Source organism: Candidatus Cloacimonas sp., from assembly GCA_039680785.1.
Classification (GTDB): Bacteria; Cloacimonadota; Cloacimonadia; order Cloacimonadales; family Cloacimonadaceae; genus Cloacimonas.
In genome coordinates this window covers 1-2,193 of the sequence record JBDKSF010000091.1, presented here as the reverse complement: position 1 = coordinate 2,193, position 2,193 = coordinate 1, and the positions used below count along the sequence as shown (strand labels likewise).

Genomic DNA, 2,193 nt, shown 5'->3' with positions numbered 1-2,193 from the left:
AAGATTTCAAAATTGAGAGTTAAAACAAGGATTCTTCCTCAGCTAACCAAACTATTAACTGCTCACAAACTATCCCATTGAAGTAAATGTTTTATTTTAACTCTAAACCGAGCTTCAGCTTTGTCAGCATCGAAACACGAACAAAATTACTTGTTGCTGTATAATTTTCGTTGCAACAGAATAAAGAATCGGTTTAGAGTCAAAACAAACGAGAGCTTCAGCTTTGTCAGGATAGAGAAATGAACAAAATTTCCTGTTGCTATATAAACCTCGTTTCAATAGCAGAAAGAATCGGTTTAGAGTCAAAACAAACGAGGGTAAGCAAACGAAAGTTACTCAGTCCCCGTGGCGAACAAATCAAAATCGCCAAAACTCTGGTCTCTATTTATTGTTCCCACCTTGGAAATTATTACCCCATCGGGAAAAGTAATTCTGCCATGCACCACGGGTTTTTTATCCTGGTAAACTGATTTACCAATTGCTTTGATATCCACAAATTCATTTTCCGCTGTAGGAGTAGGAATTATTAATTGGAAAGAAGCATTTTCACTATCCATCGGATTATCAGCCCAACCAATGTAGGCAGCAATGGAATCAGCATTTGTAGTAGCCAAGCTATTACTTAAGCCACCTAAAGTTCTGGGCATTTTATAAAACTGCAAAACCTGAGTTAAATACAATTGTGCTTCCGTGGCTGCCGCAGAACGATTACTAACCTGATCTTGACGATTAAACATATCTATGCCTACAGTTATTGCCGCCCCTACCAGAATAACGCTCAACGCCAATAAAAGTATTTGTTGAACTCCCATTTGGTAACTCCTTTCTTTTTTTCAATTCTAAGATAAATGGAATAGCTGTCAAGAATTTTTTCTTTTCCTAAAGCTAAAAAAGACCAACCATTTAGGTTGGTCTAATTTAGATAGTTATTCAGTAGTTATTAGAATATTATTATGGGGCAACATCACTTGCTGTAGCAGTTATAGTGCCTGAAGGAAATTTAACTTTTGTTGCTATTTGTGGAGCTTTGTTATTTTTTACTTCCTTTCCTTTTCCTGTAACAGTAACAGAACTATCAGCTGCTGCCCATGTACCTACGGTAAATGAGCCGTTTTCATTAGTCGTTGTAGTTCCTCCCCAACCAATAAAACTACCAATATTGGCAGCAGTCATATTAGCTGCATTTCTATCCGCTCCACCTTGAGAAGCAGGTGTTTTGTAATACTGAACAATTTGAGAAGCAAAGTTCTGGGCATCGGCAGCAATAGACGATTTGTTAGAAGCATACGACTGGTTGTTAAACATTGTGATACCGACAGCAATAGCGGCACCCACGATAATAACACTGAGGACGATTAAAAGAATTTGTTGTGTTCCCATTTTTTTCTCCTTTTTTGGGTTATTCTTTTGTTTTGTTCACTCTATTTTATATGCCCCGTAGGGCAGACACTTCTATATGAATGCAAGCAGTGTTCCAAACGCTAAAATAAATCTTTGGCATTGTCGTAACTGATTATTATTCATATAGGTTACTGATATTAAATGATGTCTTTTGCCTATATTTTCCGCTCATAAGCAAAACAATATCTGTATCATTTATACAACACATTAATAAATTATGTCCCATTATATTCACAACTGGCTGCCCCACAATTTCTCCCTTTGCTCCTGATCATCATCACAACCACCCTCTTTCTGAGCTACACTATCGCCATATTCTGCCTTATTTATAACCGCTATGCAGCTCAATAACTTCCCGAGTGCATCCCTTATGGCGATATGGGAAGCATTCGGGATGCTTACCGGCAGCATAAGGGCAACGAGTAAGGAGGGTTCTCTCACAGATTACACTGATTTCACAGATAAAAAAAGAAGGACTCATGCAGAGGACGCAGATAGAAAAAAAAGGACTCACGCAGAGGATGCGGATTTCGCAGATTTATTTTTAGAAACGAGGATTTAAGGATTTTAGGATTCAGAGGATTTAGATGTGTAGACGGAGGACGCCGTTCCTCCGCATTTTTTTTCTAAGCCACCGAAGCCACCGAAAATAACTCACAAACATCTTAACCCAACTTTACCATTTTGCTGTTTTTTTCATCTGTAAAAATCCATTTTAGGAGGATAAAGCAAATGTGCTAAATTGCATAACTGCTTAAATAGCAATGTGAAAGAAATATGCTGCCACTTGTG

Annotated in this window: 3 protein-coding genes; all 3 read right to left on the bottom strand. The window is 37.8% G+C overall.

The window, feature by feature from the left end:
- Positions 1-332: 332 nt before the first annotated feature.
- The 3 genes from ABFC98_06425 to ABFC98_06415 all read right to left on the bottom strand — a co-directional run bounded on the left by ABFC98_06425 (position 333) and on the right by ABFC98_06415 (position 1,812).
- Positions 333-812, bottom strand: coding sequence for a hypothetical protein (locus ABFC98_06425; protein MEN6445667.1), 480 nt, complete (start codon positions 810-812; stop codon positions 333-335).
- A gap of 139 nt (positions 813-951) precedes the next feature.
- Complete coding sequence (locus ABFC98_06420; GenBank protein ID MEN6445666.1) at positions 952-1,380, bottom strand: hypothetical protein; 429 nt, start codon at positions 1,378-1,380, stop codon at positions 952-954.
- Between the two features lie 252 nt (positions 1,381-1,632).
- Positions 1,633-1,812 carry a hypothetical protein gene (locus ABFC98_06415; protein MEN6445665.1) on the bottom strand — a complete coding sequence of 60 codons (180 nt, stop codon included), beginning with the start codon at positions 1,810-1,812 and terminating at the stop codon, positions 1,633-1,635.
- Positions 1,813-2,193 lie beyond the last annotated feature (381 nt).